Here is a 24,854-nt window from a genome sequence, read left to right on the forward strand (position 1 = left end):
GTGGTGCTCAGGCGTCGTCGGCGGGCTTCTCGTCCGGCTTCTCGTCCGCGGTCTCCAGGCCGAGCTGCTCCGCGAGCCACTTGTCGAACTCGATCGCGGCGCGGACCCAGCTGACGGTCGACGACACGAAGTGCTCGAGGCTGACGCCCGTGCCGATCAGCATCTGCGCCTCGCCGATGAGGCGGATGGTGGCGGGACCGTCCTCCTCCTCGTCGTGGAGGTGCGTGTAGACCTTCGGCCACAGGGTGCGGCGGTTCCAGTCGTCGATCGCGTCAAGGAGCCTGGGCCGGTCCTCGACGGCGTGCGGCCGGTCGTAGAACGTCCGCACCGAGAAGACCTGCTGGTCGTCCTCGCCGCGGAACATGAAGTACGTGCGGAATTCCTCCCACGGCGCCGCGAGGTCGCCCTCGTCGTCGACGACGTACTTCAGCTCCATCTGGTCGAGGAGCTGCTTGACCAGGTCCTGGTCGGGAACGACGGGGCCCGCCGGTCCTGCGGCCTGAGGCTGGGGCTGGCCCCCGAAATTCGGAATCGAGGACGGATCGATGGTCACCGTGGATTTCCCTTCGTACGGTTCCTGCCATCCTCTCCCATTGCGGGCGGGGGCTGGCAAGCCCTGACGGCGGCGATCCGCTGCGGGCTGACATGATCCGGCCGTTGGGGGGGACGGAGGGGGTGCGGGCGGGCTTGTTCCCGCACCCCGCCCTGCCGGTGGTGGGCTTTGCGGGCGAACCCCCCGAAACCCCCGCCCCGCGGCACCGGCGCGCCCCGCGGGCCCGTACCGTGACCGCCCGCGCCCCGCGGCACCGGCGCACCCCGACCGCCGCGCCCGGGTCCGGGGCCTACCCCCGGCCCACGATCAAGTCGTCGCCGAAGCGGTCCACCCGTACCGTGTCGCCGTCCGTGACCTCGCCCGCCAGGATTTCCTTCGCCAGGCGGTCGCCGATCGCCGTCTGCACCAGGCGGCGCAGGGGGCGTGCTCCGTACGCCGGGTCGTTGCCCTCGTCCGCCAGCCATTCCAGCGCCGCGGGGGTGACGTCCAGCGTGAGGCGGCGCTCAGCCAGCCGCTTCGCCAGGCGGTCGATCTGGAGCTTCGCGATATGCGCCAGCTCGTCCTTCGACAGCGCCGAGAAGACCACCAGGTCGTCCAGTCGGTTGAGGAACTCCGGCTTGAAGGAGGCCCGCACCACTTCGAGGACCTGCTGCTTCTTCTCCTCCTCCGAGGTGAGCGGCTCGACCAGATACTGGCTGCCCAGGTTCGACGTCAGCACCAGGATGGTGTTGCGGAAGTCCACCGTCCGGCCCTGGCCGTCCGTCAGCCGCCCGTCGTCCAGCACCTGCAGCAGGATGTCGAAGACTTCGGGATGGGCCTTCTCGACTTCGTCCAGGAGGACCACGGAGTACGGACGCCGGCGCACCGCCTCGGTCAGCTGGCCGCCCTCCTCGTAGCCGACGTACCCGGGAGGCGCACCGACCAGCCGGGCCACCGAGTGCTTCTCGCCGTACTCGGACATGTCGATGCGGACCATCGCCCGCTCGTCGTCGAAGAGGAAGTCCGCGAGCGCCTTGGCCAGTTCGGTCTTGCCGACACCGGTCGGGCCGAGGAAGAGGAACGAGCCCGTCGGACGGTCCGGGTCCGCGATGCCCGCACGTGTGCGGCGCACCGCGTCGGACACCGCCCCGACCGCCTCGCTCTGGCCGATCAGCCGCTTGCCGAGCTCGGACTCCATCCGCAGCAGCTTCTGCGTCTCGCCCTCGAGCAGCCGCCCGGCCGGAATCCCCGTCCAGGAGGCGACCACGTCCGCGATATCGTCGGGGCCGACCTCCTCCTTGACCATCGTGTCCCTGGCCGCTTCCTGCTCGGCCTCGGAGGCCTCCTCCAACTCCCGTTCCAGCGTGGGGATCTCGCCGTACAGCAGCTTGGACGCGGTGTCGAAGTCGCCGTCCCGCTGCGCACGCTCCGCCTGGCCGCGCAGCTCGTCGAGCTTCTCCTTCAGCTCACCGACGCGGTTGAGACCTTCCTTCTCCTTCTCCCAGCGGGCGGTCAGGCCCCGCAGCTCCTCCTCCTTGTCGGCGAGGTCGCGGCGCAGCTTCTCCAGCCGCTGCTTGGAGCCGGGGTCGGACTCGCTCTTGAGCGCGAGCTCCTCCATCTTCAGCCGGTCGACAGCGCGCTGCAGTTCGTCGATCTCGACCGGCGAGGAGTCGATCTCCATCCGCAGCCGGGACGCGGCCTCGTCCACGAGGTCGATCGCCTTGTCGGGCAGGAAGCGCGATGTGATGTACCGGTCGGACAGGCTCGCCGCGGCGACCAGCGCGTTGTCGGCGATCTGGACCTTGTGATGGGCTTCGTACCGTCCCTTGAGGCCGCGCAGGATCGCGATCGTGTCCTCGACGCTCGGCTCGGAGACCAGCACCTGCTGGAAGCGGCGCTCGAGCGCCGCGTCCTTCTCGATCCGCTCGCGGTACTCGTCGAGCGTCGTCGCACCGACCATGCGCAGCTCGCCGCGCGCCAGCATCGGCTTGAGCATGTTGCCCGCGTCCATCGCGGAGTCGCCGCCGGCGCCCGCGCCCACGACGGTGTGCAGCTCGTCGATGAAGGTGATGATCTGGCCGTTGCTCGCCTTGATCTCGGAGAGGACGGTCTTCAGCCGCTCCTCGAATTCACCGCGGTACTTCGCACCTGCGACCATCGCGCCCAGGTCGAGCGCGACGAGCCGCTTGTTCTTCAGCGACTCGGGCACATCGCCCTTGACGATGCGCTGGGCCAGGCCCTCGACGACGGCGGTCTTGCCGACGCCGGGCTCGCCGATGAGCACGGGGTTGTTCTTCGTACGACGGGAGAGCACCTGGACGACCCGGCGGATCTCCTGGTCCCGGCCGATGACCGGGTCGAGCCTGCCCTCACGGGCCGCGGCGGTGAAGTCCGTACCGAACTTCTCCAGCGCCTTGTACTGCCCCTCGGGGTCGGCAGTGGTCACCCGGCGTCCTCCCCTTACCGTCTCGAAAGCGTCCAGCAGCTTCTTCGCCGTGGCCCCCTGCTGGGCCAGCACCTCGCCGGCCCGGCCGCCCTTGGCGGCGATGCCGATGAGGAGGTGCTCGGTGGAGATGTAGTCGTCGCCGAGCTCCTTGGCCCGCTGGGTGGCGTCCGCGATGACGGTGAGCAGCTCCCGGTTGGGCTGTGGCGGCGCGACCGTGGACCCGGTCACGCTGGGCTGCGCGGCCAGTACCCGCTCGGCCCCGGACCGTACGGCGGCCTGGTCGGCCTCGACGGCGGCCAGCAGATCGGTGATGTTCTCGTTGTCCGCGCCCTCGAGAAGCGCGAGCAGCAGATGCGCAGGGGTCAGGTCGGGATGTCCTGCGGCCACCGCCCGGGTGCTGGCGGCGTTGATGGCGTCACTGCTCTTGTTGGTCAGCTCGGCGTCCACGTGCGGTCCCTCCTCCTCGTCCGCAGTACCCACACTGCTATGACTCATCCAACGTACACAAAGTTGAGTCTATTTCACTCAAGCTCGTGACGGACAGCCGCCGCCGGTAGGTTCCACAACATGGCCATCGACCCGCGACACCCGGACGCGTCCTACCTCGCCTTCTGGCGCGAGTACCACATGTGCACCCTCACGACTCCTCGCGCGGACGGCACACCCCACGTGGTGGCCGTCGGTGTCACATACGACCCGGAGGGCGGTTTCGCTCGCGTCATCACCAACAAGCACAGCCACAAGGTCGCCAACATCCTGGCCGCGGGCCCGGACGGGGCGGCGGTCGCGGTCTGCCAGGTGGACAAGGGCCGCTGGGCGACCCTGGAGGGGCGCGCGAGGGTGCGTACGGAGCCGGAGCTCATCGCGGACGCGGTGGGGCGCTACGCGGAGCGCTACGGGCGCACCCCGGCGCCCAACCCGGACCGGGTGCTCATCGAGATCACACTGACCCGCGCAATGGGCCGGGCGTAGAGCGGGGCCGTACTCGGCTCCCGTACGAGGGCAGCCGTACTCGGCTGCCGCACCGGGTCGGCCGTAAGCGGCTTGTGTACCCGGGCAGCACAGCGGCGCCATCGTGTTTCAGGTCCACGATGGCGCCGCTGTGTGGGGGAAGCACCTGAGCGATTTACAACGACGGGGGAACCGCTCAGGCACTGCGGGGGGTGGCGGTGGTGTCGGGCTCGACCAACTGGTGGTCCCGCTGGTCAAGATTGACAAAAATCATGCCGTACCGGATGGCACAGCGGACGGGCTGCGGTGCTCCTCGGGGCCGGCGAAGGCACCGATACGCGCGGACGTCTTCGTCCTCCTCGCGCGCCACGACGATCGGCTCTCCGAAGAGGGTGACCATCAACGAGTCGCCACGGTGGGGGATTGCCGTGACGAGGTCGATGAAATGCCACCCCGATCGATAAGCCGTAGCCATCTCGCGCCGGAAGACCCGGTCGTCCGGTGGAACGGTCATGCGCTCGGGCGGGCCGGAGCGGCACCCCAGGAGGGCTCACCGGGCGTGCCCGCGGCGTCAGCCGGAGCGACACCCCATGAAGGCTCACCGGGCGTTCCCGCAACACCATCCGCGGAAACGAGGCCCCACGAAGGCTCACCAGGGGTCGCCGTCACCGAGTTGGCGGGAGAGCTCCCCCAGGAGGGCTCACCGGAGGCCACCGCACCTAGCGCGGCCGCCGCTATGGCAAGAGCACAAAGAGCACGTAGCGTCCTAGACATGGGTGATCTCCACCTCTTTTGATCATTCCTCCTCCCCCGCGCATAAGACGATGTCTCACTCCGAACGCTTGCACCAGCGACGGCAGGCATCATGTTCCTGTAATGCAGGAGCCTGAGGGGGTGCATATGCCATCTAATGAGGGCGAAACGGGACACCCTCACGCAGACGGTGAGCTGTGCGAGGCGGGGAAAATTCTTTACATCACCGCACTGCGCACCGGGCGAATAGCCCGGTCAGAGGCAGAATCCACACCCTGCCTCTTCGATCTCGCCCTGCTGCTTCCGGATCCCGACGACGCTCAGTGGCTCCGGCCTGTCCCGCCAACCACTGCGCTGACACAGCTGATACACCCCATCGAGCGGGAGATCCAAGAGCGTCGACGACGAACTGTCGCTCTGACCGATGCACTTGAGCCATTCATGGCTTTCACCGCTCAGAACTCCACCGTCCCACAAGGGATTACCGTCCTCGAGGGCCTCAACCGCATCAACACAACCCTCGACCAGGTCACCGCAGACTGCACCGAGGAGCTTCTCACGGTGCAGCCCGGGAGCGGGCGGCAGCCGCACATCCTGGAGAAGGCGCTGCGCCGCGTGGAGCCGCTGATCGACCGCGGCGTCCGGATGCGCACGCTCTATCAGCACACGGCCCGCCACCACCCGGCAACGCTGGCCTACATGGAGAAGGTCGGCCCGTCCGGCGTGGAGGTGCGCACGCTGGAGGAGATCATCGACCGGCTGATCATCATCGACCGGAAAGTGGCGTTCATTCCGGCGAGCAGTGACCGTTTGTCCGCCCTGGAGTTGCGGCACAAGGGCATCGTCGAGTATCTCGTCGGCGTCTTCGAGCAGTTCTGGCTGCACGGCATCCCGTGGGAGGAGCCGATCTCGTACGGCCCGGACCTGGACGGCATCACCGGCATCCAGCGCTCCATCGCCAAGCTCCTGGTCGAGGGCCATGTGGACGAGGCCATCGCCCGCCGGCTGGGGATGAATGTGCGCACCTGCCGGGCCCATATCGCCAAGCTGGGCTCGTCGCTGGGCAGTGGCAGCCGGACCCAACTGGGCTATCTGATCGCCCAGTCGGGGGTTCTGGAGCACGAGTCCTGAGCTCCGCGCAGACGACCTGATTCCACCGCCCCGGCGTCCGCCGACACGCCGGGGCAGCGGCTGCTGCCGCGGGTCCATGTCACCCAGAAGGACGCGACGCCCCGAAATTCGTTCACTCCCTGCTCAAATGGCACATCTCTCACCCCTTGGGCAGCCTTGAGGGACGAGGTCCTGTCCGGTGTGCACGCACCGGACGACCGACGGGCAGGAGGAGTGCGATGGCGCGGGAGCAGCGTGGGCGAACCGGCGACGCTCTCGGCGTCAGGGGCGGGCGGTGAGGTGCTGCGCCGGGAGTGCCGGCGAGCCGAGGAGAGGATCCCGCGCCGACTGCGGCGGCGTACGGCCCTGCGCTCGGCCCGGCGTACGGCCCGGCACCGGCACCGGCACCGGCACCGGCACCGGCACCGGCGGTCGAGCATGGACCTGAGGATTCTTCCGCTCGCCTTCACCATGATGGTGGGGCCACAGATCATGTCGGCGATCATCTTCGTCACCGCGCCGAGAGCGGTCCGGGCGTCACTGGCGTTCCTTGCGGGTATCGCCCTCGCGACCACGGCCGGGGTGGCCATCATGCGGGGTGTCGCCGCGCTCCTGGGCAAAGCCGTCGACACGGGCCATCCGTCCGACAAGGGCTCGGCCGGCCACATCATCCAGTACGTACTCATCGGCCTGCTGGTGTTCGCAGCGGCGAAGAACTGGGTGGGACGCGAGACGGCCGAGCCGCCCAAGTGGCTGAAGTCCTTGATGACGGCCGGGCCGAGGAAGGCGTTCACCGTCGGCGTGCTGCTGATTCTGCTGATGCCGTCGGACCTCGTGGTCCTGCTGACCGTCGGGATTCATCTGCAGCAGCACCACGCCAACCTGGGCGAGGCGCTGGCCTTCATCGGGCTGACGGTCCTCATCGCGGCACTGCCGCTGCTGGCCCGCCTGCTGTTCGGCAGGAGGGCAGAGCGCGCCATGCCCGTGGTGCGTGAGTGGATGAACACCCACAGCTGGCTCATCAGCATCATCGCCTGCGGGGTCTTCATCGCCCTCATCCTCTCCGAAGGCTGACCGATCCCCGCAAGGGACAGGCACAAGGGACAGGCAAGGGACGGACAAGGGACGGGCAAGGCGCGGACATCAGGGGCCGAAGCAGAACACCTCCGGTCCCCTCAGCCGCACAATCCCTGTCCTATTCAGGCCGCTTGGGCCGCCAGACCACCAGCGCGCTCGCCTGCTGCACATCCTGGTACGGCACCAGATCGCGCCGGTAGGACGCGTGCACCTGGGCCTCGCGCTGCTGCATCGCGGCCGCCGCTCCCTCGACTGCCGAGGACAGCTCCGCCACCCGCTGCTGCAGCGCCGCGACCTGGTTCTCCAGCTCGATGATGCGCTTGATGCCGGCCAGGTTGATGCCCTCGTCCTGCGACAACTGCTGGACGGTGCGCAGCAGTTCGATGTCGCGCGCGGAATAGCGCCGGCCCCGTCCCGCGGTGCGGTCGGGGGAGACCAGACCCAGCCGGTCGTACTGCCGAAGGGTCTGCGGATGCAGGCCCGAGAGCTGGGCCGCCACCGAGATGACGTACACCGGTGACTCTTCGGTCAGTTCGTAGGGATTGCGGCTGCGTCCGGTTCGGCCATCCATCTCATGCTCCCTTCGCGGCCTGGAACAGCTCGGCCCGCGGGTCCTCGGCCGCGGTGGCTTCGCGGTAGGCCTCCAGCGCTTCCTTCGCCTGCTCACTGAGCTCCGTGGGTACGGCGACCTCGACGGTGACCAGCAGGTCCCCGCGGGTGCCGTCCTTGCGGACCGCGCCCTTGCCGCGGGCTCGCATCGTACGGCCGTTCGGCGTCCCGGCCGGCAGTTTCAGCGTGACCGGCGGACCGCCCAGGGTCGGCACCTTCACCTCGCCGCCGAGCGCCGCCTCCGCGTAGGTGACGGGCACGGTGACGGTGAGATTGTCGCCCTTGCGGCCGAAGACGGGGTGGGCGTCGACATGCACGACGACATACAAGTCGCCCGCCGGGCCGCCCCGTTCGCCCGGGGCGCCCTTGCCGCGCAGCCGGATCCGCTGGCTGTCGGAGACACCCGCGGGGATGCGGACCTGCATGGTCCTGGACGAGCGGGCGCGCCCGCTGCCCTTGCAGACCTCGCAGGGGTCCTGCGCGATCAGACCGCGGCCCTTGCAGTCCACGCACGGGTCGGTGAGCGAGAAGGAGCCGCTGCCGCCGCGCGAGACCTGGCCGGTGCCGAGACAGGTCGGGCACACCCGAGGCGTACCGTTTCTGTCGCCGGTGCCCGAACAGGCCTTGCACGCCGCGGAGCTGGACATCCGCAGCGGGACCGTGGCGCCTTCGATCGCCTCGGTGAAGCTGAGCGTCACCTCGGACTCGATGTCCTGGCCGCGACGCGGCTGGGTACGCGTACCCGGGCCGGCGCCTCGGTTGAACAGTCCGCCGAACACATCGCCGATTCCGCCGCCGAAACCGCCTGCGCCACCCTGCGTACCGCCCTGGCCGCCCCCGAAGAGGTCGCCCAGGTCGAAGTTGAAGCTCCCGCCCGGGCCGCCGGGACCTCCGCGGAAGCCGCCGTTGCCGAAGAGGGCGCGGGCCTCGTCGTACTCCTTGCGCCGCTTGGGGTCACCGAGGATGTCGTTCGCCTCGGAGATCTCCTTGAACCGCTCTTCGGCCTTGGCGTCGCCCTTGTTGGCGTCCGGGTGGAACTCGCGGGCGAGCTTCCGGTACGCCTTCTTGATCTCGGCCTCGGTGGCGTCCTTGGGGACGCCGAGGACCTTGTAGTAGTCCTTCTCGACGAAGTCCTTCGTGCTCATCGACGTCCCTCCTCTCGGACAATCCTTGCGTCAGCCCGTAGGGTGCCTGCCCCGGCTCCGCGCGGGCTCGCGACTCCCGGCACGCACATCTGCTGCGTTGTCGTCGGTCGCCGACGCTCCGCGTCGGCTCCCTCTTCCGCCTTGCATCTGCACGCGCCGGACGCCGCTCCCTCATCCGCGCGGAACCAGGTCACGCACCCTCCTCCGGGCCACCGCTCTCCTCGTCGTTCGCCGTCTCGTCCTTCGGGGCCGCGCCCGGCTGGGGCTCGGCCACCGCGACCCGCGCGGGGCGGATGGTCCGCTCGCCGATGCGATACCCCGGCTGCAGGACCGCGACGCACGTGGTCTCGGTGACATCCGGTGCGTACGAGTGCATCAGGGCTTCGTGGATCGTCGGGTCGAAGGGCTCGCCCTCCTTGCCGAACTGCTGCAGGCCCATCTTGGCGGCCGCGGTCTCCAGGGACTCGGCCACCGACTTGAACCCGCCCACCAGCTCCCCGTGGTCACGGGCGCGGCCGATGTCGTCGAGCACGGGCAGGAGCTCGGTCAGCAGATTCGCCGTGGCGATCTCCTTGACCGTGATCCGGTCGCGCTCCACCCGACGGCGGTAGTTCTGGTACTCGGCCTGGAGCCGCTGGAGGTCCGCCGTGCGCTCGTTGAGCGCCGTACGGATCTGGTCCAGCTGAGCCGTCAGACCGGCGAGCTTGGCTGCGTCCCCTCCCGGGGCCGCCGGGCCCTCCTTCTTGGAGGACTCGGCGGACTCGGCGGCGTCGTCAGAGGTGGCGCCGGAGGGGACGTCGGGCTTCTCCTCGAAGCCCGGGGTCTCCTCCGTCACGCTGCACCGCCCTTCGCGTCCTTCTCGTCGTCCACGATCTCGGCGTCCACGACGTCCTCGGCGTTGTCCGCGGACTGGGCCTGCTCGCCGGCCGGGGCCTCGGCGCCGTCGGGCGTGGCGTTGGCGTACATCGCCTGGCCGAGCTTCTGGCTGACCGCCGCGAGCTTCTCGGTGGCGGTGCGGATCTCGGCGGTGTCCTCGCCCTTGAGCTTCTCCTTCAGCTCGGCGACCGCGGTCTCGACCTCGGTCTTCACCTCGCCGGGAACCTTGTCCTCGTTGTCCTTGAGGAACTTCTCGGTCTGGTAGACGAGCTGCTCGCCCTGGTTGCGGGACTCCGCGGCCTCACGGCGGCGGTGGTCCTCGTCCGCGTACTGCTCGGCCTCCTGGCGCATCCGGTCGACCTCGTCCTTCGGCAGCGAGGAGCCGCCGGTGACGGTCATCTTCTGCTCCTTGCCCGTGCCCAGGTCCTTCGCGGTCACGTGCATGATGCCGTTGGCGTCGATGTCGAAGGCGACCTCGATCTGCGGGACCCCGCGGGGGGCCGGCGGCAGACCGGTCAGCTCGAACATCCCGAGCTTCTTGTTGTACGCCGCGATCTCGCGCTCGCCCTGGTAGACCTGGATCTGCACGGACGGCTGGTTGTCCTCGGCCGTGGTGAAGATCTCGGACCGCTTGGTCGGGATCGTGGTGTTGCGCTCGATCAGCTTGGTCATGATGCCGCCCTTGGTCTCGATACCGAGGGACAGCGGGGTCACGTCGAGGAGCAGGACGTCCTTGACCTCACCCTTGAGGACACCGGCCTGGAGGGCGGCGCCGATGGCGACGACCTCGTCGGGGTTCACACCCTTGTTGGCGTCCTTGCCGCCGGTCAGCTCCTTGACGAGCTCGGCGACCGCGGGCATACGGGTGGAGCCGCCGACCAGGACCACGTGGTCGATCTCGGACAGCTGGATGCCGGCGTCCTTGATGACGTTGTGGAACGGGGTCTTGCAGCGCTCCAGGAGGTCCGCGGTGAGCTGCTGGAACTGGGCGCGCGTGAGCTTCTCGTCCAGGTGCAGCGGGCCCTCGGCGGAGGCCGTGATGTACGGCAGGTTGATCGTGGTCTCGGTCGAGGACGACAGCTCGATCTTCGCCTTCTCCGCAGCCTCACGAAGACGCTGGAGAGCCATCTTGTCCTTGGACAGGTCCACGCCGTGCCCGTTGGCGAACTGCTTCACCAGGTAGTCGACGACGCGCTGGTCCCAGTCGTCACCACCGAGGTGGTTGTCACCGTTGGTGGCCTTCACCTCGACGACGCCGTCGCCGATCTCCAGCAGCGAGACGTCGAAGGTGCCGCCACCGAGGTCGAAGACGAGGATCGTCTGGTCGTCCTTGTCGAGGCCGTAGGCCAGGGCTGCCGCAGTCGGCTCGTTGACGATGCGCAGGACGTTCAGACCGGCGATCTCACCGGCCTCCTTGGTGGCCTGGCGCTCGGAGTCGTTGAAGTACGCCGGGACGGTGATCACCGCGTCGGTGACCTTCTCGCCGAGGTAGGACTCCGCGTCGCGCTTCAGCTTCTGCAGGATGAAGGCGCTCATCTGCTGCGGGTTGAAGGTCTTCCCGTCGAGCTCGATCTTCCAGTCGGTGCCCATGTGGCGCTTGACCGACCGGATGGTCCTGTCGACGTTGGTGACCGCCTGACGCTTCGCAACCTCGCCGACCAGCACCTCACCGTTCTTCGCGAAGGCGACGACGGACGGCGTGGTCCTGGCACCCTCGGCGTTGGTGATGACGGTGGGCTCGCCGCCCTCCAGAACGCTGACGACGGAGTTAGTCGTGCCCAGGTCGATGCCGACCGCACGTGCCATTTCAATTCCTCCAGCTGACTGACTTGAGTGGATCTGGCTCAAGGATGCACGACCGAGCCCTGGGCGTCAACGGAGCTGAGTCGACCCCACTCAACTTTTATCCATCGCTTACCTGCACCTCGACCCCGGAACCCGCCCCGGACCAGGGCCGAACCTGTGTACGCGCGCGTGGCGCACCGGCCGGCGGCGGCGTCCGTCTGGGAGAGTCATAGCCGCAAAAAACGGTCACCGAATGACAGCCGTGACGAAGGTCGCGACGAAGGGCGTGCGTCCATGCCTGCAAAGCGAGCCGTCGATCTGACGGGCAGTCTGATCCTGCTGCTGCTCCTGTCCCCGCTGCTGCTCGCCCTCACCGCCGCCGTCGGGGCCACCACCCGGGGCTCGCTCCTGACCCGCCGGGAGCGGACCGGCCTCGGCGGATCCAGGTTTGCAATGCTGACCTTCCGTACGACACCGGTCTCGCCCGTCGGCCGGCTGCTGCGCCGCCACTTCCTGGACCAGCTGCCGCAGCTGATCAATGTGGTGCGTGGCGAGATGTCGCTCGTGGGGCCTCGCCCGCTGCCGCCCGAGGACCCCGAGGAAGCCGGCTTCGCGGGCCGCGCCCGGCTCGGCGTACGCCCCGGAATGACCGGCCTGTGGCAGACCAGCGGCCGTTCGGAGCTGCCCTGGGAGGAGATGGCAGTACTCGATCTGCACTATGTGGAGCAACACTGGCTGGGACTGGACCTTCTTATCCTGGCCCGCACCCTCCCGACGGCCGCGGCCGGACGCCGGGCGCCCCGCCCGGTCAGGCTTGCCTGAGCGACACAGATCACCGGCTGCGCGGCTACAGTGCGGCGGAATAAGTGGGTACTCTCAGCACGGACTACCTAAGTTACCGCTTAGTAGTCTGGACAGATTGCCCACCCTCGCAGGCCCGAGGAGCCCGAAATGCAACTCGCCGCGATCATCGTGTCGCTGGTGCTGACCGTGGTCGGCGTTGCGCTCATCGCCCGAGCCGTCGCGCAGATCTACCGGTTCGTGAAGCTCGGTCAGCCGGTGCCCGCGGGCAGCCGCACCGACAACCCGAAGGCACGCACGATCACCCTGGTCAAGGAATTCCTTGGCCACACCCGCATGAACCGATGGGGGATCGTGGGCTTTGCCCACTGGTTCGTCGCGATCGGCTTCCTCACCCTGCCTCCGACGCTGGCGCAGGCGTACGGCCAGCTCTTCCAGGCCGACTGGACCCTGCCGGTCATCGGCGGCTTCCTGCCGTTCGAGATGTACATCGAGTTCATCGGCCTGATGACCGTGGTGGGCATCGTCATCCTGATGGCGATCCGGCTGCTCAACCTGCCCTCGCGGGCCGGCCGCAAGTCGCGCTTCGCGGGCTCCAAGGCCTGGCAGGCGTACTTCGTCGAGTACGTCATCCTCACCATCGGCCTCGCGATCCTCGCCCTGCGCGGGCTCGAGGGCGCGATCCACCACGTGGACCACTACGAGGCGGCGTACTTCGTCTCGTATCCGCTGGTGCTGGCCTTCAAGGGCCTGAGCGTCGCCACTCTCCAGACCCTGATCTACTTCACCGCGATGATCAAGATCGGCACCTCGCTGATCTGGATGATCACGGTCTCGCTCAACACCAACATGGGTGTGGCCTGGCACCGCTTCCTCGGCTTCCCGAACATCTGGTTCAAGCGGAACGCCGACGGCTCGACCGCACTCGGCGCCCTCCAGCCGATGACGTCCGGCGGCAAGGAGATCGACTTCGAGGACCCGGGCGAGGACGATGTCTTCGGCGTCTCCCAGGTCGAGCAGTTCTCCTGGAAGGGCATCCTCGACTTCTCCACGTGTACGGAGTGCGGTCGCTGCCAGTCGCAGTGCCCGGCCTGGAACACCGGAAAGCCCCTCTCCCCCAAGCTGCTGATCATGTCGCTGCGCGACCACGCGCACGCCAAGGCCCCGTATCTGCTGGCCGGCGGCGGCAAGACGATGGAGGGCGAGGAGAAGGCGTCCGAGGAGCAGCTGGCCGGTGTGCCGGCGGCGGCCCTCGCGGAGGCCGAGCGCCCGCTGATCGGGACGCTGGAGGAGAACGGGGTCATCGACCCGGACGTGCTGTGGTCCTGCACCACCTGCGGTGCCTGCGTGGAGCAGTGCCCGGTCGACATCGAGCACATCGACCACATCGTCGACATGCGCCGCTACCAGGTGATGATCGAGTCCGCGTTCCCGTCCGAGGCGGGCACGATGCTCAAGAACCTGGAGAAGAAGGGCAACCCCTGGGGTCTGGCCAAGAAGCAGCGCGTGGAGTGGACCAAGGAGGTCGACTTCGAGGTCCCGATCGTCGGCAAGGACGTCGAGGACCTGTCCGAGGTCGACTACCTGTACTGGGTCGGCTGCGCGGGCGCGCTGGAGGACCGGGCCAAGAAGACCACCAAGGCCTTCGCGGAGCTGCTGCACATCGCGGGCGTGAAGTTCGCGATCATGGGCGGCGAGGAGAAGTGCACCGGTGACTCGCCGCGGCGCCTGGGCAACGAGCCGCTGTTCCAGCAGCTCGGCCAGGAGAACGTGGCCATGCTGAACATGGCCTTCGGCGAGGACGACGAGGACGAGTCCACGAAGAAGCCGAAGTCGGCGAAGAAGATCGTCGCGACCTGTCCGCACTGCTTCAACACGATCGCGAACGAATACCCGCAGCTGGGCGGCGAGTTCGAGGTCATCCACCACACGCAGCTGCTGCAGCACCTCATCGACGAGGGCAAGCTGATCCCGGTCACGCCGGTCGAGGGTCTGATCACGTATCACGACCCCTGCTACCTGGGCCGCCACAACAAGGTCTACACGCCGCCGCGCGAGATCATGTCGGCCGTCCCCGGTCTGCGTCAGCAGGAGATGCACCGCCACAAGGAGCGGGGCTTCTGCTGCGGCGCCGGTGGCGCGCGCATGTGGATGGAGGAGCGGATCGGCAAGCGCATCAACACCGAGCGGGTCGACGAAGCCCTGTCGCTCAACCCCGACATCGTCTCGACGGCCTGCCCGTTCTGCCTCGTCATGCTCACGGACTCCGTGAACGGCAAGAAGAACGACGGCAAGGCCAAGGAGTCGCTGCAGGTCGTCGACGTCGCGCAGCTGCTGCTCGACTCGGTGAAGACTCCGGCCGACCCGGCGGACGACGAGGAGCCGGCGGACGCGCCGGAACCGGAGCCGGTGAAGTAGTCCGTACCCAGCGCGGAAGCGGCCGGATCTGCCTCGGGGGCAGGTCCGGCCGCTTTCCTGTGTCGCCGGTGGAGAGGGAGCGCGCATGGAGTGCTCTCCCCCGGTGAGCTGATGCCCGATCCGTCGTGTCTGTGGCTCGGTGCCGTGAAGACATCCACGAAGCTACGGGTGCACTGCTCGGCAGGGCAGAGCGCGGAAGGGCAATCCCCTGATTTCCCTCATCCGCCACATAACGAACCCACTCAACTACCCAGCGAATAACCATTGGCCAGCGATCATGCCGGATCCATTGCCCTGCCGGGACGGCCGAACGAGCATCAAGGGGCGACTGAGCAGACCGAGCGCAGGCGAGACGGACGGGACGGGTAGTGCGGACACGGCGGACAGGGCGGATACGGATGAGGGCGACGGCAGCGGTGGCGATCGGCGCGGCCGGCGCCTGCGCGGTGCTGCTCGCGGGCTGCACGAGCCACCCCGCGCCCGACGACCGGCCCGCCGCCGCCAAGAACGGCGACACCGCCCCACTGTCCGGCCGGGCCACCGCCCTGCCCGTCCCCGTCGGCAGGGGCAGCCGCGTGCCCGCCGACTTCAACGGCGACGGCCACCGCGACCTCGTGGTGAACGACCTGGTCAAGGCCCCCGGCGACACCCACGGCGACGACGCGGGCATCGGCGTCGTCTACGGCACCGCCGGCCCCCGCGCCCTCGACCCGGCCGTACGCCGCCTCCTCACCCCTCGAGCCAATGCCGCCCCGGTCGACGGCACCCTCCCCGCCGCCTTCGACGCGGCGGCCGCCTGCGACCTCGACAAGGACGGCTTCTCCGAGCTGATCGTGGCCACCGACCCGCCGTACAACGGCATCGGCCGGCCCCCCGTACCGCTCCAGCTGCTCTTCGGCTCCCCGTCCGGCCTGGGCGGCAAGGCGGTCGTCCTGCGCATCCCCGAGAAGGCCCGCTACGGCAACGACTGGCCCGACCACCCCGTCTGCGGCGACTTCGACGGCGACGGCTCGACAGACCTCGCCGTCACCGCGTCCGCGGGCCGGGTCAGCTTCCTGCGCGGCCCCTTCACCCGCAACGGCGCCCCGCGCGCCGCCACGGCCCCCGTCCCGGGCGGCGGCCCGGCCCTGTCCGCCCCGTCCCCGAAGCCCGACGCGAACGGCGACGGCTACGACGACCTGGTGGTCTCCGCCCGCACCCCGAAGCCGGGCGCATCGGCCAAGGGCAAGCTGCTGCTGGGCGGCCCGGACGGCCCCGGCCGCGCGGGCGGCCGCTATGTCTTCGACGCCGTACAGGCGCCGACGGCGCCCGCGCTCCCGTCGGGTGAGACGACGCCCACCACGGACGTACTGATGTACGCGGACTTCGACGGCGACAAACGCCCCGACCTGGTCACTCGTACGCACAGGGGCGAGCGCGCGGATGTGCTGGCGCTGTACCCGGCCACCGCACCAAGCCGCCCACTGCTCACCTTCAGCAGCTCGGTCTTTCTGCGCTGACGTCCCCTCAGGGTCCCCCGGGCAGGCCCCCTAGGGGATGTCACAGGTCGGCAGCAAAGGCGGCCGCGTTTCCCCGCCCCGGCACCCTCACTCTCCGGGACCAGGTACGTTCGATTACGTGGCTGGATTCAGGATCGGACGCGGCCGGGACAACCGCACGCAGCAGCAGCAACCGCAGCAGGCACCGCCGCCCTACAGAGGCGGGGGAGGCCATGCGGGGCCGCCGTACGCGCAACAGCAGCAGCCGCCGCAGTGGCCCCAGGCCGGCGGCGGTCAGCACCACCAGCAGGGCCCCCAGGGCCCGTACGGCGAACCGGAGTACTTCGGCGACCCGTACCAGCAGCCCCAGGGCGGACCTGCCCCGCACGTCGATCCGTATGCCAACAACCCTGGCCACACCCAGGCGTTCGGCATCAACGAGGACCCGTACGGCGACGGCGCGACCTACCGCGCGGGCACGGCCCCGGCCGCACCCGCGGGCCCCCGCCTGCACTGGAAGCAACTGCTGAGCGGCATCGTGCTGCGCCCGGGCCCGACGTTCTGGCAGATGCGCGACTACCCCGTGTGGGGCCCGGCGCTGATCGTCACGTTCCTCTACGGCCTGCTCGCGCTCTTCGGCTTCGACAAGGCCCGCGAGGAGACGATCAACGCGACGATCTCGGCGGCCATCCCGTACGTCCTGACCACGGCGGTCGCATTCGTCGTCGGCGGCCTGATCCTGGGCGCGGTGACCCACACCCTGGCCCGCCAGCTGGGCGGCGACGGCGCCTGGCAGCCGACGGTCGGCCTGTCGATGCTGATCATGTCGATCACGGACGCCCCGCGCCTGGTCTTCGCCCTGTTCCTGGGCGGCGAGAACTCCCTGGTCCAGGTCCTGGGCTGGGCGACATGGCTGGCGGCGGGTGCGCTGTTCACCTCGATGGTGAGCAAGTCGCACGACCTGCCGTGGCCGAAGGCGCTGGCGGCGTCGTCGATCCAGCTGATTGCGCTGCTGTCGATCATCAAGCTGGGCACGATCTAGCGCGGTACGGACGCAGAAGAGGGCCCCACCGGGTGGTGGGGCCCTCTTTCATGTCCATCCGTCCGCAGGTCAGGCCTCCACACCGGCGGGGCCCACCCCGTGAGACGTGCTCAGCGAGCGACCTTCGCCGTCGGTTTGCTGGTGGCGGTGCCGTCGCTGTGCCCAGTTCGACGGGCGGTCACCTTGACCGTGATGTTCCTTCCGCGCTGGGCGGAGGCCAGTTTCAGCGAGGACCCGGTGGCGCCCTTGATCGCCTTGCCGTCCGCGTACCACTGGTAGGCGTACGAGGACGGGGTGGGCGTCCAGGTGCCCTGGGCGGCCTTGAGCGTGTAGCCGGCCCTGGCGGTGCCCGAGATCGTGGGCGCCTTGGTGGCCTTCGGGGCGCTGCCCTTGGCGACCGTGACCGCGGCGGTCGCAGCGGTGCCGTCGGCATGGCCCGTGCGGTGGGCGGTGACGGTGACGGTCAGCTTCTTGCCGAGCAATGAGGCGGGCACCGTGTACGTGGACGCCGTCGCCCCGGAGATCAGCTTGCCGTCCGCCCTCCACTGGTAGCCGTACGACGTGGCGGCCGGAGTCCAAGTGCCCTGCGTGAGGCCGAGCTTGGCGCCGACCTTCGCCGCGCCGCTGATGTTCGGGGCCGTGATGGCCGTGGGGGCGGCGCCCTTGGCGACCGTGACGTCCGCCGAGGTGACGTCGGTTTCTCCACCGAGGAGGCGGGCGGTGACGGTGACGGTCAGCTTCTTGCCGAGCAGCAGGGCGGGCACCGTGTATGTGGACGCCGTCGCCCCGGAGATGGCCTCGCCGTCCGCCTTCCACTGGTAGCCGTACGACGCCGGGGTGGGCGTCCAACTGCCCGCGTTCGCGGTGAGGGTGGCGCCGACCTGAGCCGTGCCCTGGATGGCGGGAGCCGCGGTGTTGGTCAGCGTGGGCGGGGTGACGGCGAAGGTGCCCTGTGCGTACTCCCCCTCGTTGTGGGTGATGACGCTGAGGTTCCAGTCGCCCGGGGCGGCCCCGGTCAGGTCCAGCAGGGCCGTAAGGGTCCTGCGGTTGGCCGACACCGACACGGTGGTCGACTCCACCTTGCTGCCGACCCGGCTGAGCACCACCTTGTCGTCCTTGTGCAGCGCGGTACCGATCACGCTCACGGTGGCCTTCGTGCCGCTCTCGGCGGTGGTCGGGGTCACCCAATCGACGCTGACCCGCTGCGTTCCGCAGATGACGGAGGAGCAGATGAGTTCCGCCCGGTAGGAGGTGTGGGAGGCCTTCTTGGGCAGGCTCAGAACCATGATGCCGGGGGTGACGGCCCTGGTCTCCGGCTCGTTGACGGAGCATTCGTAGCCGGTGGGCCGCATCAGTGTGCAGCCGTTGACGAGGCTCTTGCCGTACAGCGCGGGCACGGCGGTGTCGGTGGCCCCCGTGGTGTCACTGATCGCCACGTTGAAGCGGTCGCTGTACGCGGTCGGCAGTGTCGCGCAGACGGCAGTGTGCTGCTCGTCCAGGGTGCCGGTGATCGGACCGTACCCATAGCTGATGTTGGGGACGGCCGTGCACTCCCGGGCCGGGCCGGCCGCGGTGGCGATGCGCAGGGCGTCGAAGCGGTAGGAGTCTTCGTCCTTCTGGCTCGTCGGCACGGTGACGAGGACCTGGTAGTGGGTGGAACCGGTAACCGCGCAGGCCTTGTTGGGGTAGGTGCTGCAGGCGACCTTGCCGTCCTCGCCGAAAGCCACGAGGCTCGCGGTGCCGAGCGCGTCGCGGACGTCGAGGTGCAGGGTGTCCTCGGCGTCGGAGGTGGTGACCTGGCGGCAGAGCAGCGTGTTCGCCCCGGAGATGGTGCCGCCCGTGGATGGTCCGCCGACCGGGGTCGCGGGATTGGCGGTGCAGCCCTTTGCGGTGGAGGTGACGTCCCGGCGGGTCAGGGTGTAAGTGCCGGTTGTGTCGCTTCCGTTGACCAGGACGGTGTGCGCGACGCCCGGCACGAGGTTGCAGGTGAGCCGGATGCCGGGGCCCCGGCAGACCTGCCTGCTGTACTTGTCCACGACCGAGAGGTACGTCCTGGCCGTCGTACCGGGGGCGGGCTGGAGCTGGAGGCTCTCCATCGTGCTGTGGTCACCGGCGGGAATGGTCAGGCAGTGCGAGAACACCCCGTCGCCCGTGCTCAAGCGTGCGTGGGCGCTGTCGGAGGTGAAGTCGCCCGCCGGGAGCACCTGGCAGTCGTTCGGCGCGCTCGTGCGGTACAGGGCGAGGCGGTAGGAGCCGGTCGGCGTCTTCTGGTCGGCTGCGGAGACCAGGACACGGAACGGAGCGGTGCCGTTCAGCCCACAGGTGCCCCAGTTGAGGGTGGTCACGTCGCACAGCTGGGCGCCGGTGGCGTCGGCGACGGTGACGTCGATCCGCGGGATCTGGCCGCTCACGCTCTTCAGCGCGGCCATACCGGAGCCCTTGGACAGCGGCAGGGTCAGGCAGTCCACCTCGCCGCTGTGGGTCAGGGTGCCCTGGTGGGTGCCGAGTTCGACTGCTTGGCAGCCGGTGGTGGCGGACCGGTCGAGGATCAGGGTGGCGTCGTCGGTGAGTACGGAATAGTCACCGGCGGAGGGCAGGGTGCAGATGCCGCCCGACGTGCAGACGGTCCGGCCCGTGTGGTCGTACACCTTCAGCGGGGAGCGGCTCCCGTCGTGGACTCCGTACACGTCGTAGCGCCCGCCGGCGGGCGCGGTGAAGACCTTGCAGCCAAAGGACGGATCCACGGTGGTGGGCGCCGAGCCGTACGCGTTGAGCGGGACGTGCGTGCAGCCGACCGGATCGGAGAGGCGGCGGATCTTCAGGGTGTACGCGGCGGGGAAGCCGCCCTCCACATCGCCGATGCGGGCGAGGATCCGGTAAGGGCCGCCGCCCGGCAGGACGCAGCCTTCGCTGCCGTCGTCGTTGGAGCGCGGGCAGATCCGGGCACCGGACCCGTCGGTGATCCAGTACTGGCTGTCGCTGGAGTGCTTGTCGGTGCGGAGGTCGACGGTGATGCGCTCACCGGCTGCACCGGTGAAGGGCTGGCACATGATCGCCACCGGGCCGGGGGCGGAGCCCTTCACGACGGGGGCGTCCCACGCCGTCCCGGCCTCCGCGGCACAGTGGTCGGCGGTGTTCAGCGGCACAACGGCGACAGGAGTGTCGATCAGGTTCTGCCACCCCTGATTGACCACCTTCAGGGTGTAGGCGCCGGCGCGGGGCAGATCGCACCAGCCCGCGTCGCTCCGATCGGTTTGGTTGCAGTTCAGTTGGGTGGCGCCGTCGAAGACCTGGGTGTAGGTCTGGGCGTGGACCTTGCCGAGCACGACGCGGTGCAGCCCGGCCTTCTCGGCGTTGAAGCCGAAGCAGGCGCTGCTGCCGCCGGGAATCGTCGCCTTGCCGGCCGCGCTGCCCGGGTCCCCGAAAGGGCTGAGCGGCAGCGTGGCGCAGTTGTCGCCGGCGGCGTCCGCGGCGGTGGGCATGATGTCCCGCGCCCACGCTGCTCCCACCGGGAGCAGCGTGGACAGCAGGACGGACAAAAGGATGGGCAGCGTGAGCATGAGTGCGGTGCGCGGCGCTGGTCTCGCGGTCGTCGCACGCGGATGGCGTGACATTCCGTTCCCCCCGGGACGGTAAGGACATGGCCGCGCTCGTGGGTCTGGTGCGGCACATGACAAAGATGCGGCAATGATCGCACAGGAATCCGACAATGCTGGGATTAATTGCCCGCCATCGCAGCTACGGACGTGAGGCCCCGTTGCCGTGCAGCGGCACCGGCGACATAGCTGCTGAAGATCTGGACCCCGGTGGACCAGCGCGCCGCCTGGCGTGTGCGTGAGGCGTCGAACACGCAGGTCAGGCACTCACAGTCATGCTGCTGACGATCCCGAAAGCCACCCGGAGGGACGCGTAGGCGTCCGGGCCTACAGCGCCTCCTTGGAGGGCGTGATCGGCTCGCCCGCCTTTCGTACTGGAGGCAACACGCTCCACGGGAAGTTGATCCAGTCATCCGTGCGCTTCCACACGTATTCGCACTTCACGAGGCTTTGCGACTTCTCGTAGATCACCGCGGACCGTACTTCAGCCACGTGGTCGAGGCAGAAGTCGTACACAAGCTTGAGCGTCTTCCCCGTGTCGGCGACGTCGTCGGCAATCAGGACCTTCTTGTTCGAGAAGTCGATCGCGTTCGGGACGGGGGCCAACATAACGGGCATTTCAAGCGTCTGACCGACCCCTGTGTAAAATTCAATATTTACAAGGTGAATGTTTTTACAGTCGAGTGCATAGGCCAGACCACCCGCGACAAACACGCCACCGCGCGCGATCGACAGCACGACATCGGGCTCGTACCCGTCGTCGGCGATGGCCTGCGCGAGCTCGCGGATCGCGCCGCCGAACTTCTCGTACGTCAGGTTCTCGCGCACCTCAGGCATGGCTCATACCTGCGTCCGATGGAAGTTCTGGAACGAGCGCGAGGCCGTGGGCCCGCGCTGTCCCTGGTAGCGGGAGCCGTAGCGCTCACTCCCGTACGGGAATTCGGCCGGGGAGCTCAGCCGGAACATGCACAGCTGACCGATCTTCATGCCCGGCCACAGCTTGATGGGCAGCGTCGCGAGATTCGACAGCTCGAGCGTGACGTGCCCCGAGAACCCCGGGTCGATGAACCCGGCGGTCGAGTGCGTGACGAGCCCGAGCCGCCCCAGCGAGCTCTTCCCCTCCAGCCTCGACGCCAGATCATCGGGCAGCGTGATGACCTCGTACGTCGAGGCGAGCACGAACTCCCCGGGGTGCAGGATGAAGGGCTCATCGCCGTCGGGCTCGACGAGCCGCGTCAGATCCGACTGCTCGACGGCGGGGTCGATGTGCGGATAGCGGTGGTTCTCGAACACCCGGAAGTAGCGGTCGAGCCGCACATCGATGCTCGATGGCTGCACCATGGATTCTTCGTACGGGTCGATACGTACCCGCCCGGCGTCGATCTCGGCCCGGATGTCCTTGTCTGAGAGAAGCACGCCCCGAGGATACGCAGAGCGCGCGGGCCCGCCCCAATCGGACAGCCCCACGCACCCTGCCCCGTGCCGCTCGGTTACCGCTTGGCGGACTCCACGGGCACCACATTCCGCAGCCGCGCACAGCGCGGACACCGGATGAGCCGCCCGGGCCCGATCCGATCGGCGCCGAGCTGCTGCATCGGGAACGAAGCGGTAGTGAAGACGTGCCCCTCGGCACAGCGGACGACGGTGCGCTCCATCAAGTCCATCGGGTCCCTTCCCCAAAGAAATCCGGACGAAGGACCACATTAGGGGATGTATGGGGCGGGGCCGCACACGGCACTCCGTGACTCAAAGGTACGCCTCAACTCCCGCGCCCCGCAGCCACATCGGAGCGCTCGGGATCGGCTGGATCGGTGCCCGGATCGACGCCCCGGACAGCACGAAGGCCCCGCGGCGAAATACACCGGGGGCCAGCAATGGGGTACAGTGTGCGACGGTGCGGTGCCGATCACCGGTCCGCCACGCGGGTGTAGTTTAATGGTAGAACATGAGCTTCCCAAGCTCAGAGCGCGGGTTCGATTCCCGTCACCCGCTCCATACGAAAGCCCCAGGCCAAGAGCCCGGGGCTTTGTTGTTGTGCCAGACCCCTCCAGGCGTCGCGCACCAGATTCGCACCAGAAGGCCGGTCGGCGCCCTTCCGCCGGGCGGCCCGCACGAGCTGATCGAGGCGCCTCGCTCCGCTCGCCGCGCGCGCTCCCGGTTTCACCGCCGGGGACGAGGCTCCTGTCTCCGTCCCGCTCCCTCCCCTGTTGCGCCGGTCGAGCGGCTGGAGCGAGACATCCTGGACGAGGCGAAAGTGGCCGGCACGGAGCTGGGACGGTAGAGGTACGCGATGAGGGTCCCAGCGAGCAACGCCCTCGCCCGGTCGGGGCGGCGGGCGACCCCGCCGGCCCCCGGGCCGGCCACTGTTCGCCGTATGTCACCGTCATATGAAGGTAGTTGGAGACACTCGCCGACCGGGTTTTTGAGGGTCGGACTTGGGACCCGGACAGCGCGATTCCCTGCCCGGTTGCTGCCCGTTCCCACCCCCCGGAAATAGGTCACTTACATCGCTTAATAGGGGCATCCCGCCACCTATGGCCGTCCGTTTGACGCAGAGCCAGTTGCCTTTCCCGCCCGAAGTGAAACGACCCAGCGGAGAAGGCCAAGGGATTGCTTGACATGAATGCGGCGGGGTCGATGCAATGGGCCCGCCGAGGCTGACTGGCGAAAGTGACTGCCATTCAATTCGTGCACCGGCGTGAGATGTCGTTCGCGAGGCAAATGTGTGAACGCATGGTGAGGAGAAGCAGATGGCTCACAGTGAGCGTCGGGCATCCAGCGAAGCGCCGCCGGAGGGAGTGGCGGCCGCCGCGGAACCGGCTCCGACGCAGTCGGTGTCTGCCCCTTCGGCGAAGCGTGCCGCAGCGCCCCGGACGGCCGGCGCCGAGGCCGAAACGGCTCCCGCCGCAACAGGTGCGGTCTCAGCGGTTCCCGATGAGGAGTCGAGCCCCGCTGCGCGTGCCGCCGAGCCCGACGGCAGTGGTGAAGTCGCCGCTGCCGGCGGCGTGAGCCCGCCCACCGTGACGAGCACCTCGTCCTCCGGCGGCGGCCCGAGCAAGCCCATACTCGCGGGAGCCGCGATAGCCGGAGCGCTGCTGGTGGCCGTCCCCTTAATGCTGGTGGCCGGGAGATCCGACCCGGCCTCGCATGGTTCGGCCGTTGCCGCGGAGGCCGCGGCCACAGTACTCCAGGACGGTGCGGAGGTGCAGAATCCCGGTGAGTTCGTACCGGCCCCTGCGGCGCCCACGCAGAGTCCGGCAGCGACCCGTGCGAAGTCCCAGGCAGGCGTGCCGACCGCCGGGGCACACGGGAGTACCTCCCCGACCCGGCGTCAGATCGCGTCACCCGGTCGCGAGGCGGTTCAGAAGAAACGGCCTCTGCCCAAAACGGAGACTTCGAAGAAGCACGCGAGCGTCCCGGCCATGGGCACGGGGCGCGATGCCACCTTCCTCGCCGGATCGAAACTCTGCGTCAACCAGGCTTGGACCTCGTACGACGGACGAACCGTTCTCCGTCTGCAGGCAGACCGGAACCTTGTCCTGTACCGAGACGGCAGCGCCGTATGGGCGGCCCCCGGAGCCTGGCGGCGAGGCGATTGCGCGGTCTTGCAGACGGACGGGAACTTCGTTCTCCACAACGCGAATCACCAGCCGATCTGGGCATCCGGAACCTGGGGCAGGCCCACCTATCTGACAGTGCAGGACGACGGCAATATGTGTCTGTACGGGCGTGACAATTCGGCGGTCTGGGCGACCAACACCAATCGGTGAAGCCCTTCGGTTCGGAGGGCCCGAACTTCGTGATTCCGGGACCGAGTCCGTTTCCGGCTGCGCCCCGTCCGGATCCCGTGTGTGCCGCTCGACCAGCGGATATGAGGGATTACGTGCTTGACGTCGCACAAAATCCAGCCCGGCCCCTCATCCCGGCATTCGTGACGACATGTCCGGGAGTACGAGGGACAACCGGCAGTAGATCTTTGCAGCAGCATCACAGGGGCTGCGCATCACCTTCGGCGGGTGCCAGTAGCGTTACTGGCCGCTCGATCCCGCGTGCGAACTTGAAACAGGTCGCCGGCGTCCCTGGCGGCGCAGTCAGCACAGAAAGATCGCAGATGGACTACTGCTCCTCGTGCCGCCGGAATCTCAATGGGGCGCTCGTGTGTCCAGGGTGCGGCGCATACGCTCCCGACATTGCCCCGACTTCCGCGCGCCGCCACAGCGACGTCGCCTCTACCG

At 68.7% G+C, this 24,854-nt stretch carries 18 protein-coding genes and 1 tRNA gene; 8 read left to right on the forward strand and 11 right to left on the reverse strand.

Going from position 1 to position 24,854, the window contains the following annotated elements; translation table 11 throughout:
- Positions 1-7: 7 nt before the first annotated feature.
- Both OG729_RS18570 and clpB read right to left on the reverse strand, forming a co-directional pair.
- A complete protein-coding gene (locus tag OG729_RS18570) occupies positions 8-553 on the reverse strand; it encodes a YbjN domain-containing protein (protein ID WP_360877221.1) in 546 nt (181 codons plus the stop codon).
- A 289-nt stretch (positions 554-842) separates the two neighbouring features.
- Positions 843-3,425, reverse strand: a complete 2,583-nt coding sequence (gene clpB, locus OG729_RS18575; protein WP_405811184.1) for an ATP-dependent chaperone ClpB — start codon at positions 3,423-3,425, stop codon at positions 843-845.
- 120 nt (positions 3,426-3,545) lie between these two features.
- Here clpB and OG729_RS18580 point away from each other — a divergent pair, with 120 nt between their 5' ends.
- Complete coding sequence (locus OG729_RS18580; RefSeq protein WP_405807162.1) at positions 3,546-3,950, forward strand: pyridoxamine 5'-phosphate oxidase family protein; 405 nt, start codon at positions 3,546-3,548, stop codon at positions 3,948-3,950.
- Positions 3,951-4,125: 175 nt separating this feature from the next.
- Here the strand turns inward: OG729_RS18580 and OG729_RS18585 are convergent, their stop codons facing one another.
- Positions 4,126-4,443 (reverse strand): (2Fe-2S)-binding protein, encoded by a 318-nt coding sequence (locus OG729_RS18585; protein WP_327325022.1) that lies wholly within the window; start codon positions 4,441-4,443, stop codon positions 4,126-4,128.
- A gap of 386 nt (positions 4,444-4,829) precedes the next feature.
- Here OG729_RS18585 and OG729_RS18590 point away from each other — a divergent pair, with 386 nt between their 5' ends.
- Positions 4,830-5,813, forward strand: a complete 984-nt coding sequence (locus OG729_RS18590; RefSeq protein WP_360877232.1) for a helix-turn-helix transcriptional regulator — start codon at positions 4,830-4,832, stop codon at positions 5,811-5,813.
- A 234-nt stretch (positions 5,814-6,047) separates the two neighbouring features.
- Positions 6,048-6,866 (forward strand): GAP family protein, encoded by an 819-nt coding sequence (locus tag OG729_RS18595; RefSeq protein ID WP_405807164.1) that lies wholly within the window; start codon positions 6,048-6,050, stop codon positions 6,864-6,866.
- Between the two features lie 121 nt (positions 6,867-6,987).
- On the opposite strand, the gene OG729_RS18600 is transcribed toward OG729_RS18595, so the two are convergent.
- The 4 genes from OG729_RS18600 to dnaK form a co-directional block, all read right to left on the reverse strand.
- Positions 6,988-7,440, reverse strand: coding sequence for a heat shock protein transcriptional repressor HspR (locus tag OG729_RS18600; protein ID WP_360877238.1), 453 nt, complete (start codon positions 7,438-7,440; stop codon positions 6,988-6,990).
- Position 7,441: 1 nt separating this feature from the next.
- The gene (gene dnaJ, locus OG729_RS18605) at positions 7,442-8,623 is read right to left on the reverse strand and encodes a molecular chaperone DnaJ (protein WP_360877241.1); all 1,182 of its coding nucleotides are present in this window, start codon (positions 8,621-8,623) and stop codon (positions 7,442-7,444) included.
- Between the two features lie 190 nt (positions 8,624-8,813).
- Positions 8,814-9,458 carry a nucleotide exchange factor GrpE gene (grpE, locus tag OG729_RS18610; protein WP_360877244.1) on the reverse strand — a complete coding sequence of 215 codons (645 nt, stop codon included), beginning with the start codon at positions 9,456-9,458 and terminating at the stop codon, positions 8,814-8,816.
- Positions 9,455-11,305: a molecular chaperone DnaK gene (gene dnaK, locus OG729_RS18615; protein ID WP_360877248.1), complete on the reverse strand. Its 1,851-nt coding sequence runs from the start codon at positions 11,303-11,305 to the stop codon at positions 9,455-9,457. Before dnaK ends, grpE begins: the two co-directional genes overlap by 4 nt.
- A 273-nt stretch (positions 11,306-11,578) precedes the next feature.
- On the opposite strand from dnaK, the gene OG729_RS18620 reads away from it, so the two are divergent.
- The 4 genes from OG729_RS18620 to OG729_RS18635 all read left to right on the forward strand — a co-directional run bounded on the left by OG729_RS18620 (position 11,579) and on the right by OG729_RS18635 (position 17,023).
- The gene (locus tag OG729_RS18620; protein ID WP_405807167.1) at positions 11,579-12,106 is read left to right on the forward strand and encodes a sugar transferase; all 528 of its coding nucleotides are present in this window, start codon (positions 11,579-11,581) and stop codon (positions 12,104-12,106) included.
- A 129-nt stretch (positions 12,107-12,235) separates the two neighbouring features.
- Positions 12,236-14,503: a (Fe-S)-binding protein gene (locus OG729_RS18625; RefSeq protein ID WP_360877254.1), complete on the forward strand. Its 2,268-nt coding sequence runs from the start codon at positions 12,236-12,238 to the stop codon at positions 14,501-14,503.
- Between the two features lie 398 nt (positions 14,504-14,901).
- Positions 14,902-16,002 carry an FG-GAP repeat domain-containing protein gene (locus OG729_RS18630; RefSeq protein WP_405807168.1) on the forward strand — a complete coding sequence of 367 codons (1,101 nt, stop codon included), beginning with the start codon at positions 14,902-14,904 and terminating at the stop codon, positions 16,000-16,002.
- A gap of 118 nt (positions 16,003-16,120) precedes the next feature.
- Positions 16,121-17,023: a Yip1 family protein gene (locus OG729_RS18635; protein ID WP_360877260.1), complete on the forward strand. Its 903-nt coding sequence runs from the start codon at positions 16,121-16,123 to the stop codon at positions 17,021-17,023.
- A gap of 110 nt (positions 17,024-17,133) precedes the next feature.
- On the opposite strand, the gene OG729_RS18640 is transcribed toward OG729_RS18635, so the two are convergent.
- From OG729_RS18640 to OG729_RS18655, 4 genes are all read right to left on the reverse strand, one after another.
- Positions 17,134-20,583, reverse strand: a complete 3,450-nt coding sequence (locus OG729_RS18640) for a hypothetical protein (RefSeq protein ID WP_405807169.1) — start codon at positions 20,581-20,583, stop codon at positions 17,134-17,136.
- A 363-nt stretch (positions 20,584-20,946) separates the two neighbouring features.
- Entirely contained in the window at positions 20,947-21,456 is a 510-nt protein-coding gene (locus tag OG729_RS18645) for a phosphoribosyltransferase (protein WP_405807170.1), read from the reverse strand.
- A gap of 3 nt (positions 21,457-21,459) precedes the next feature.
- Entirely contained in the window at positions 21,460-22,035 is a 576-nt protein-coding gene (gene dcd, locus OG729_RS18650) for a dCTP deaminase (protein ID WP_360877269.1), read from the reverse strand.
- A 74-nt stretch (positions 22,036-22,109) separates the two neighbouring features.
- Positions 22,110-22,283: a hypothetical protein gene (locus tag OG729_RS18655; protein ID WP_360877273.1), complete on the reverse strand. Its 174-nt coding sequence runs from the start codon at positions 22,281-22,283 to the stop codon at positions 22,110-22,112.
- 257 nt (positions 22,284-22,540) lie between these two features.
- Here OG729_RS18655 and OG729_RS18660 point away from each other — a divergent pair.
- Positions 22,541-22,614 (forward strand) — tRNA-Gly (locus tag OG729_RS18660).
- Positions 22,615-24,854 lie beyond the last annotated feature (2,240 nt).

The sequence above is a fragment of the Streptomyces sp. NBC_00210 genome, from assembly GCF_045160975.1.
In the GTDB taxonomy this organism is placed as follows: Bacteria; Actinomycetota; Actinomycetes; order Streptomycetales; family Streptomycetaceae; genus Streptomyces.